We start from the raw sequence: 9,585 nt of genomic DNA on the forward strand, positions 1-9,585 counted from the left end.
AAAAAGCGCATCGGATTCGCCTTCCCTCGCTCCCAGCCGCAAATTTGACCGCGACATGCAAGTTCCGCCCGAGACCCAGGTCGTCATCGACTTCGATGACAACCGCGCCGCTTCCGCGCTGGTCGGCCCCTACGGCCAGAACCTCGCGCAGATCGAGCGGCGGCTCGGCGTCGTCGTGGATTCCAAGGGCAATCACATCACGATCGGCGGCACGCGCGACGGCTGCGACGCGGCGCGACGGGTGCTGGAAATGCTCTACGCCGAGGCGGTGAAGGGGCGGGATCTCGATCAGGGCGAGGTCGAAGGGGCGATCCGTGCCGTGATCGCGCAGGGCTCGCTGTTCGAGTTCGATGCCAAGTCGGCCAAATCGACCTTCGAGAGCATCAATCTTCGCAAGCGCCCGGTCCGCGCGCGCACGGCTGCGCAGGATTCCTATATCCGCGCGCTCAAGCGCCACGAGCTGGTGTTCGGCATCGGCCCGGCCGGCACCGGCAAGACCTGGCTCGCCGTCGCCCACGCCGCGCAATTGTTCGAGCGCAAGGAAGTCGACAAGATCATCCTGTCGCGTCCGGCGGTGGAAGCGGGCGAGCGGCTCGGCTTCCTGCCCGGCGACCTCCGCGAGAAGGTCGATCCCTATCTGCGCCCGATCTACGATGCGCTCTACGATCTCATGGACGCGCGCATCGTCGAACGCGCGCTCCAGACCGGCGAGATCGAGATCGCGCCGCTCGCCTTCATGCGCGGCCGCACACTGACCAACGCCGCCATCATCCTCGACGAGGCGCAGAACACCACGTCGATGCAGATGAAGATGTTCCTGACCCGCCTGGGCGAGAACAGCCGCATGATCGTGACCGGCGACCCCTCGCAGATCGACCTGCCGAACGGCCAGACGTCGGGCCTCGCCGAGGCGACACGCCTGCTGAACGGCGTCGAGGGCATTGCGCAAGTTCATTTCACCGCCGAGGACGTGATCCGCCACGAGCTGGTGGCGCGGATCGTCGCCGCCTATGAAGGCTCGCCGCAGCGGCCGGCCTCCGCTAAATCCTGACGAGAGAGCAGCGGGACGATGCGGGCACGCGAAGTGCCCATCGTCCCAAACAACACCATGTCGCATCCGAACCTTCCCATCACCGAGGTCCTCGCCGTCGCCGATTGCTGGCAACGCGAACCCAGCGCCGATTCCGTGATTCAGCGCGCCGTGGCTGCCGCCGCGGAAATGATCGACGACGACGTCGCGGACGCGGAGGTGGCGGTGATGCTGACCGACGACGCGGGCATCCGCACCCTCAACAGCAACTGGCGCGGCATCGACAAGCCGACCAACGTTCTGTCGTTTCCCGCGCTGCAGCCGGAAGGCGAATGGAAGCCGGGCGATGCACCGCGCATGCTCGGCGACATCGCCATCGCCTATGAGACCATGCGGCGCGAGGCCGACGACGAGCAGAAGCCGTTCGACCACCATTTGAGCCATCTCGCCGTGCACGGCTTCCTGCACCTGATCGGCTACGACCACGAGAACGACGGCGACGCGGAGGAAATGGAAGCGCTCGAACGGCAGATCCTGGCGCATCTCGGCATTCCCGATCCCTATGCAGACCGTCCGGGGACGCACTGAGATGCCGGATTCGGAACCAACCCACGACAATCCGCGCAACACCGCCAATTTGCCGGCCGTGGTGACGCCCGGCGAGGTCCTGCGCCCGAGCGCCGAGGGCTGGCTGCTGCGCGCCATCCGCACGCTGTTCGGCTGGAAGGCAGGATCGGTGCGCGACGACCTCCAGGTCGTGCTCGACGCCACGACGCCGGATGACACCGGCTTCTCCACCGTCGAGCGCACCATGCTGCGCAACATCCTCGGCCTGCACGAGCGTCGCATCGCCGACGTCATGGTGCATCGTGCCGACATCGTCGCGGTGAAGCGCGACATCCCGCTCGGCGAATTGATGGACCGCTTCGAGAGCGCCGGCCATTCGCGCCTCGTGGTCTATGACGAGACGCTCGACGATCCCGTCGGCATCGTTCACATCCGCGACCTGCTCGCCTTCATGACCGCGCGCGCGCGCGTGTCGGACGCCGTCAAGACCAAGCGCAAGAAGCCGTTGCCGGCCGGGCTCGACCTGCGGGCGGTCGACCTGGCGCTGCCGCTCGGGGATGCGCACATCATCCGCAAGCTGCTCTACGTGCCGCCGTCGATGCGGGCGATCGATCTGCTCGCGCAGATGCAGGCCACCCGCATTCACCTCGCGCTCGTGGTCGACGAATATGGCGGCAGCGACGGACTGGTTTCGCTCGAAGACATCGTCGAGCAGATCGTCGGCGAGATCGACGACGAGCATGACAGCGACGAGCCGCCCTCGATCGTGCGGCTGCCGGACAACGCCTTCATCGCCGATGCCCGCGCCAGCCTCGACGACGTCCGGACCGTGATCGGCGCGGATTTCGTCACCGGCGAAGCCGGTGAAGAAGTGGAAACGCTGGGCGGCTATCTCGTCAGCTTCGTCGGCCGCCTGCCGGTGCGCGGCGAGGTGATCTCCGGCCCCGGCAATTACGAGGTCGAGGTGCTCGACGCCGATCCGCGCCGCGTCAAGCGGCTGCGCATCTCGACGCGGAAGGAGCGTCCTGCCCCTCGCACCCAGCGCGAGAGCCGACGCCGCGAGAGCACGCCGGAGAGCGGCCAGCCGCCGGCCGGCGACACACCGACCCCGCCACCTGGTGACGGGGCCGGCCCGCAGTGACACCATTCCAGCGACTTCGGCAGATTGCGCTTGCCATCATCCTGACCTGGGGATGGAAGCGCGCGCTCGTCGCGATGGCGGCCGGCGCGGTGTCGGTTCTGGCACTCGCGCCGTTCAACGCCTGGCCGGTGCTGTTCATCACGTTCCCGGTGCTGGTCTGGCTGATCGACGGCGCCGGCGCCGGACGGCTCGGCGGCGTCCCCGCAGCGGCGCTGACCGGCTATTGGTTCGGGCTCGGCTATTTCGTCCCGGGCCTGTACTGGATCGGTTACGCGTTCTTCGTCGACGCGGACGTGTTCGCCTGGCTCACACCATTCGCCGTGCTCGGCCTGCCCGCTTATCTGTCGATCTTCACGGCGATCGGCTTTGCACTGGCGCGCCTGCTCTGGACCAAGAACGCCACGCGCGTGCTGGCACTCGCCGCAAGCCTCACCATCAGCGAATGGCTGCGCGGCCACGCCCTGACCGGCTTTCCCTGGAACGCCTTCGGTTATGCGCTGTCCGAGCCGTTGCCGCTGGCGCAGACGGCTTCCCTGATCGGCCTGTGGGGCATGACGTTCCTGACCGTCGCGATCTTCGCGAGTCCCGCGGCGCTGATCGACCGCACGGCCGACCGCCGCATCGCGTGGCGCGCGCCCGCCGCCGCGGTCGCGCTGCTGATCGTCATGGGCATCTTCGGCGCGATCCGCCTGTCGCTGCATCCGACCACGATGGTCGCCGGCGCCAAGCTGCGGCTGATGCAACCGAACCTGCAGCAGGACGCGAAGTTCAACTACTCCGCCAAGGCGGAGGTGATGAAGAAATACCTGGCCCTGTCGGACCGCGCCTCCGGACCGCAATCGACCGGCGTGCGCGATGCCACCATCCTGATCTGGCCCGAATCCGCCTTTCCGTTCTTCCTCACTCGCGAAGCCGACGCGATGGCGGAGATCGCCGAACTCCTGCCCAAGGGAACGGTGCTGATCACGGGTTCCGTGCGTGCCCCCGACCTGCCGCCGGGTGTGCCGATCACCCGTGCCTACAATTCGATCTATGTGATCGATCACGACGGCACAGTGCTCGCCGTCTACGACAAGCTGCACCTGGTACCGTTCGGAGAATTTCTTCCCTACCAGGGCCTGATGGAGAAGCTTGGTTTCGAGCAATTGACGCGCGTGCGCGGCGGCTTCATTCCGGGCACGGTTCGGCACGCGCTGCCGGTGCCTGGCGCTCCGTTCGCACTACCGCTGATCTGCTACGAGGCAATCTTTCCCGGCGAGATTGGTGGACGCGATGAACGTCCGGGCTGGATCGTGAACCTCACCAACGACGGCTGGTTCGGTATCTCGACCGGCCCTTACCAGCATCTCGAGCAGGCGCGGATGCGTGCCATCGAGCTCGGCCTTCCGCTGGTCCGCTCCGCCAACACCGGCGTCTCGGCGGTGATCGATCCGGTCGGCCGAACGGTCGCCAGCCTCGGCCTCGGGATCGAAGGCATTCTGGATGCAAGGCTGCCCGCGGCGATCCCGCCGACGGTCTACGCGAAGGTCGGCGACATCCCGGCAGCCATGCTCGTCGCACTGGGCGTGATCCTCGCGGTGCGCCGACGTGTTGCCAAACGGCATCCCTGATCGCACCGCCCGGCCGAAGCGGGCGGAAACCTTTGACAACCGCGGCTCCCACGGTTGACAGACCAGTCACGGCCTCCTCATTCTTCGTTCCGCTGCGATAAGACGGCGGGCTTGCTAAATTTCTCCGCAATGTTCCCCAATAACGGAGACTGATTTTGACGATGCTGACACCCAAGGCATACTTTTCATTGCGCCGGAGCGGGGTGTTTGGAGGGCTGAGGAAATGTCGAAAGCGCCCAACCCTGTTGACAAATATGTCGGCAGTCGCGTGCGTATGCGCCGCATCATGTTGGGCATGAGTCAGGAAAAGCTCGGCGAAGCTTTGGGACTGACTTTCCAGCAGATCCAGAAATACGAGAAGGGCACCAACAGGGTCGGCGCAAGCCGCATCCAGCAGATTGCCGAAATTCTCCAGGTCCCCGTGTCCTTCCTGTTCGAAGGTGGACCGAGCGGCACCACCAGCCCGGACGGTTTCAGCGAGGGCGCTTCGCCCTCCTACGTCTCCGACTTCCTCGCGACTTCCGAAGGGCTCGCCCTGACCAAGGCCTTCACCCGAATCACCGATTCGAAGCTGCGCCGCTCCATTGTCGACCTGGTCGAGCAGATCGCCGCCCGCGAAGGCCCGGACAAACGCTGACGCGCCGCTTCATTCCGATTTGAGACCGCGTCAAATCTGGCCTATGTCGTCACCTGCGGGCGCGCTTTTGCGTACGTCCTCTCCGGTGATGTGATTCGAAGGCACAGATAGGTCCATGGCCAACTCCAATCCGTTCGATACCCGAACCATTCTCGACGGCATCCGCCGCTGGGTGGAGATCGAGACGCCGACGGAAGCACCCGACCAGGTCAACAAGCTCGTCTCCCTGGTTGCCGATCAGTATCGCGATCTGCCCGTCACGCTCGAACGCATCGCCGGCGTCGATGGCTGCGGCGATCATCTCGTGGTGCGTTCGACCTGGGGGCAGGACCGGCCGGGCATCCTCGTGCTCAGCCACCTCGATACTGTTCATCCCATGGGCTTCATCGAGCGCCTGCCGTTCAAGGTCGAAGGCGACAGCGCGTTCGGTCCCGGCATCTACGACATGAAGGGCGGCGCCTATATCGCCCATCACGCCTTTCGCGCGCTCTGCGCCACGAGCGATCGTTCGCCGCTCGGCATCACCCACATCTTCACTTCGGACGAGGAGATCGGCAGCCCGACCTCGCGCGCACTGATCGAGAAGGAAGGGCGCAAGGCCAGATATGTGCTGGTGACGGAACCGGCGCGCGACGGCGGCAAGATCGTCACCGGACGCAAGGGCGTCGGACGCTTCCAGGTGTTCATCAAGGGCGTGCCCGCGCATGCCGGCACGCGGCCCCAGGACGGCCGCAGCGCCGTCCGCGAACTCGCCAACGTCATTCAGGCGCTGGAAGGCATGAATGACCTGAAGCGCGGCGTGACCGTCAATGTCGGCGTGGTGAGCGGCGGCACGCGCCCCAACGTCACGCCGGAAGAGGCCTATGCCGAGGTCGACCTGCGGGTGCCGAGCTTTGCCGATGCCGAGGAGTTCGTCGGCAGGATTCTCGGACTGACGTCGAAGACCGACGGCGTCACGGTCACGGTCAAGGGCGATCTCAATCGTCCGCCTTACGAGAAGAGCAACGCGGGCGCCTCACTGTACGAGCATACGAAGGTACTTGCCGCGGAGCTCGGCTTCGACCTGATCGACATGCACACCGGCGGCGGCTCCGACGGCAATTTCACCGCCGCGCATACCGCTACGCTCGACGGGCTCGGCGTCGACGGCAAGGGCGCGCACACCCATTATGAGCAGCTCTACGTCTCCTCGCTCGAGCCGCGCGCGCGGCTGCTCTATCGCCTGTATCAAACGCTGCAATGACCGAACGCAAATCCGATCCCGATCGCGACGACAGCGAGCGCGCCTTCTTCGGACGCCGCAAGGGCCACAAGCTCAGGCAGCACCAGGCCGACCTGATCGATCATCTGCTGCCGCATCTCGCGCTCGACATCGACGCTGACGCACCGGCGAATGCCTGCGAGATCTTCGATCCCGCAACGGAAGATTTGCGGCTCGAGATCGGCTTCGGCGGCGGCGAGCATCTCGCCGCCGAGGCGGCCAGCCTTCCGGCGACCGGCTTCATCGGCTGCGAACCCTACGTCAACGGCATGGCGAAGATCCTCGCGCAGATCGAATCCGGCAACATCGGCAACATCCGGCTGTTCGCGGGCGATGCGGCCGAACTGCTCGCGTGGCTGCCGAAGTCCTCGCTGTCCCGGATCGATCTCATCCATCCCGATCCCTGGCCGAAACGGCGGCACTGGAAACGGCGCTTCGTCCAGGACAGAACCATTGCCGCGATGGCCCGTGTCCTGAAAGCCGGCGGGGAGTTCCGCTTCGTCTGCGACATCGACGATTACTGCGCCTGGACATTGTCGCATCTGGCACGCGCGCCGGACTTCGTCTGGCTCGCCGAGCGCGCCGATGATTTCCGCCGGCCATGGGACCGCTACACCATGACACGCTACGGCCGAAAGGCCGCGCGTGAAGGGCGCAAGGCGGCCTATCTGCGGTTCAGGCGCGTGTAGGTGCGTCACGCGATCCGGCAGCGAGCGTCACGCCCGGACTCGTCCCGGTCGTGTTGCCCCGATGTCAGATCGTCTGGCGGTTGCGCCAGAAAGTCACCACGCGTTCGGCGGTCGCGGGCATCAGGCGGGTGAAGTTCGCGCGCGCCGCTTCGAGATCGGCATCGGCCGGCGCGCGATGCGGGCCGTACCACAACAGAATCAGCGCCCGCACCGTGGGCCAGCCCAGCTTCAACACGCGTCCCAGGATCAGGATCGGATCGTAACGGTCGCCCGCGATCAGCCGGTCGAGAATGGCGAGCCTGACGCCCGACATCGCCGACAGCGAAGCGACCGACTCCTCGTATTTGTGCGCCTTGGCGAAGCCGAGCAGCGCGCTCTCGCCGAGATGCCCCTCGCGATACAGGCCGAGCACCGTCCGCTGTGCCGCCGAGAAATCGCGCCGCGGCCCGGGCGGCAGCGCGGCCTCCTCGATAGACGCCATCGCGCGCTTGATCTCGACCTGGCGGTTCGGATTGACCACGCTGGACAGGCGGCGGCGAATGACGTCGAGCGTGCCGCTCAGCAGTTCTTTCAAGTGCTCGCCCGAGAGGTCGTCGCGCTGGCCGATCTTGAGTGTGAGCACGCCATCCTGCGCGGCACGTTTGATCAGTTCGGAATAGCTGTCCTGCGAGAACACCGCGCCGGCATTGCCCGCGGCACGACGCACCACGTCACGATCGCCGCGTTCGACCAGCACGTCGGTCACCATCGCCGACAACAGAGGCCGCTCCGTCATCGCCAGCAGATGGCCCTGGCCCTTCAGCCGCGCGATCTCGACCAGGGCGGCGTCATCCAGCACGGGCGAGCGCCGCAGCACGGGGCCCGCCACCATGATCTCGTTTTCGCGGGCAAACTGCCCGACCAGATGGGGCGGCGCGTTGTTCAACCGCGAGAAGCGCTCGGCGAGATCGACGCGGGATGCAAGCTCGGCATGAGGAACGAGATCGATCAGCAGATTGTCGAAGAGATCGACGAGATCGGGACGGAGCCTTGCGGCGTCCTGGAAGAACAAGGCGGCGATGGCGCGCGCGATTTCGCCGCGACGCCTCGGATCGCCGCGTTTGACGATGGCGTCCAGTCCGGGAATGAGCGACGTGGCAACGGTCATGGAACGCAACTCGAATCGGGCACGCCGCGGGCGTACTTTTCGCTCAAGCAGCCCCACGATGCGGAAATCTAGGCTCCCCGGGTGAATGAAGCGTTAGGCCTCGGCGCGCCGAAACTGGCCCAAAAAGCCCGGCCGGCGCCCGTGATGGGGTCTTGTCGCGGAGGGGGGAAAGCGCTATATCAGCGCCGACTTCATCTTCTCATACGATCCGCGTAGTGAGAGTGGGCCCGAAAGGACCCGCTCTTTTTTATTACCTTGAACGCGGCGCGGCGGAAGAAGCGCGACCCGACGGCCTGTCGGGACGGAGAGTTCCGAAGCAGGCTTTGAAGGCCGTAACCAAGCCTTAACCATCGAGCGCCTTGACCCTGGATATGACCGAACCGAACACTGGTTCCACGGATGCCGAGTTGCTGGCCGAGCCGAGGCTCGTGGTCGAGCCGGGCGTTGCGGCACGGGTGTCCGCGGTCGCCGGACCGGTGCTCCAGGGCATGGGCTACCGCCTGGTCCGGATCCGGATTTCCGGCGAGGCAGGCTGCACCGTGCAGATCATGGCCGAGCGCCCGGACGGCTCGATGCAGATCGAGGATTGCGAGGCGATCTCGCGGGCGCTGTCGCCCGTGCTCGATGTCGCCGACCCCATCGACCGTGCCTACCGGTTGGAAATTTCCTCGCCCGGGATCGACCGGCCGCTGGTGCGGCGCTCCGATTTCGAGCGGTATGCCGGCCATCTGGTGAAGGTCGAGATGGCGGTCGCCCATGACGGACGCAAGCGGTTCCGCGGCACCATCGGTGCCGTCGAGGGCGACCGCGTGCATCTGCATCGCGACGACGTCAAGACGGGCGACGATCCCGACGTTCTCCTGACGATGGAGGACATCGGAGAGGCTCGGCTGGTGCTGACCGACGAGCTGGTCGCGGAATCGATGCGCCGCGGCAAGGCCGAGGCGCGCGAGATGCGCCGCAATCTCGGCCTGGAGCCGCCGCAGGCGCCGCACGCGAAGATCAGCGAAAAGACGACCAAGAACACCAAGCCGAAAAAGAAGCCGGCCCCGACCAATACGAAGAAACATCGCCTCGCCGCCGAACGCGCGCGCCGTGGCGAGATCGAGCCTGACGAAGGAGACTAGCCATGGCAGTCAGCGCCAATCGACTTGAGTTGCTGCAGATCGCCGACGCCGTTGCGCGCGAGAAATCGATCGACCGCGGCATCGTCATTGCCGCGATGGAGGACGCGATCGCGAAAGCGGCGCGGGCCCGTTACGGCAGCGAGACTGACGTTCATGCCGAGATCGACCCCAAGAAGGGCGAGCTGCGGCTGTCGCGCCACATGCTGGTCGTCGACAAGGTCGAAAACCACTCCAACCAGATTTCGCTGGTCGACGCGCAGCGCGCCAATCCGGGCGCCCAGGTCGGCGACACCATCGCCGACACCCTGCCGCCGCTGGAATACGGCCGCATCGCCGCGCAGTCGGCCAAGCAGGTCATCGTGCAGAAGGTGCGCGA

The 9,585-nt window shown here is 66.0% G+C and carries 10 protein-coding genes; 9 read left to right on the forward strand and 1 reads right to left on the reverse strand.

The window, feature by feature from the left end; all coding sequences use genetic code 11:
• Positions 1–55 precede the first annotated feature (55 nt).
• The 7 genes from QM712_RS09040 (at position 56) to QM712_RS09070 (ending at position 6,935) form a co-directional block, all read left to right on the forward strand.
• Positions 56–1,051, forward strand: a complete 996-nt coding sequence (locus tag QM712_RS09040) for a PhoH family protein (RefSeq protein ID WP_415022730.1) — start codon at positions 56–58, stop codon at positions 1,049–1,051.
• 57 nt (positions 1,052–1,108) lie between these two features.
• Positions 1,109–1,618 (forward strand): rRNA maturation RNase YbeY, encoded by a 510-nt coding sequence (ybeY, locus tag QM712_RS09045; RefSeq protein WP_415022745.1) that lies wholly within the window; start codon positions 1,109–1,111, stop codon positions 1,616–1,618.
• A gap of 1 nt (position 1,619) precedes the next feature.
• The gene (locus tag QM712_RS09050; protein ID WP_415022731.1) at positions 1,620–2,738 is read left to right on the forward strand and encodes a hemolysin family protein; all 1,119 of its coding nucleotides are present in this window, start codon (positions 1,620–1,622) and stop codon (positions 2,736–2,738) included.
• Positions 2,735–4,348: an apolipoprotein N-acyltransferase gene (gene lnt, locus QM712_RS09055; protein ID WP_415022732.1), complete on the forward strand. Its 1,614-nt coding sequence runs from the start codon at positions 2,735–2,737 to the stop codon at positions 4,346–4,348. Before QM712_RS09050 ends, lnt begins: the two co-directional genes overlap by 4 nt.
• A gap of 223 nt (positions 4,349–4,571) precedes the next feature.
• Positions 4,572–4,985: a helix-turn-helix domain-containing protein gene (locus QM712_RS09060; RefSeq protein WP_415022733.1), complete on the forward strand. Its 414-nt coding sequence runs from the start codon at positions 4,572–4,574 to the stop codon at positions 4,983–4,985.
• A 115-nt stretch (positions 4,986–5,100) separates the two neighbouring features.
• Entirely contained in the window at positions 5,101–6,228 is a 1,128-nt protein-coding gene (locus tag QM712_RS09065; protein WP_415022734.1) for a M20 family metallopeptidase, read from the forward strand.
• Positions 6,225–6,935: a tRNA (guanine(46)-N(7))-methyltransferase TrmB gene (locus tag QM712_RS09070; protein WP_415022735.1), complete on the forward strand. Its 711-nt coding sequence runs from the start codon at positions 6,225–6,227 to the stop codon at positions 6,933–6,935. The genes QM712_RS09065 and QM712_RS09070 overlap by 4 nt, the downstream gene beginning before the upstream one ends.
• 64 nt (positions 6,936–6,999) lie before the next feature.
• Here QM712_RS09070 and QM712_RS09075 read toward each other — a convergent pair whose 3' ends face one another.
• A complete protein-coding gene (locus QM712_RS09075) occupies positions 7,000–8,082 on the reverse strand; it encodes a DUF2336 domain-containing protein (RefSeq protein WP_415022736.1) in 1,083 nt (360 codons plus the stop codon).
• Between the two features lie 371 nt (positions 8,083–8,453).
• Here QM712_RS09075 and rimP point away from each other — a divergent pair, with 371 nt between their 5' ends.
• Together rimP and QM712_RS09085 are read left to right on the forward strand one after the other, a co-directional pair.
• Entirely contained in the window at positions 8,454–9,209 is a 756-nt protein-coding gene (gene rimP / locus QM712_RS09080; protein WP_415022737.1) for a ribosome maturation factor RimP, read from the forward strand.
• Positions 9,210–9,211: 2 nt separating this feature from the next.
• The coding region (locus tag QM712_RS09085) for a NusA N-terminal domain-containing protein (RefSeq protein WP_415022738.1) at positions 9,212–9,585 on the forward strand (374 nt) is incomplete at its 3' end.

Source organism: Bradyrhizobium sp. (assembly GCF_047605465.1).
In the GTDB taxonomy this organism is placed as follows: domain Bacteria; phylum Pseudomonadota; class Alphaproteobacteria; order Rhizobiales; family Xanthobacteraceae; genus Bradyrhizobium.